Source organism: Citrobacter sp. TBCS-14, from assembly GCF_005280805.1.
Taxonomy (GTDB): domain Bacteria; phylum Pseudomonadota; class Gammaproteobacteria; order Enterobacterales; family Enterobacteriaceae; genus Citrobacter; species Citrobacter gillenii.
The window spans coordinates 1-227 of sequence record NZ_SZWM01000818.1 but is presented as its reverse complement, the minus strand read 5'-3'; the positions used below and the strand labels follow the sequence as shown (position 1 = coordinate 227).

The following is a 227-nucleotide window of genomic DNA, read 5'->3' as shown; positions in this document are numbered from 1 at the left end:
GATCTGCTCCATAAATGGCATCGCCATGGGTGCCGTCCAGTCATAGGTATTCAGGAAATCATTCAGGTTTTGCGCAAACCAGGCTTCACTCTCCGGTTCCAGTACCGGCATAGCATAGATATTACGGGCGGTTTGCACCTGCGGACCGCGAATATTGCGTACCGATTGCGTCAACTGCTTCGTGAAGTCGATCAGCATCTTACTTTTCAGGCGCGTCCAGCGCTCAA

The 227-nt window shown here is 52.0% G+C and carries 1 protein-coding gene; it reads right to left on the bottom strand.

Annotated elements, in window-relative coordinates:
• Positions 1 to 227: poly-beta-1,6-N-acetyl-D-glucosamine N-deacetylase PgaB (locus FDX22_RS21475; RefSeq protein WP_222592550.1), on the bottom strand; the 227-nt coding region annotated here is incomplete at both ends.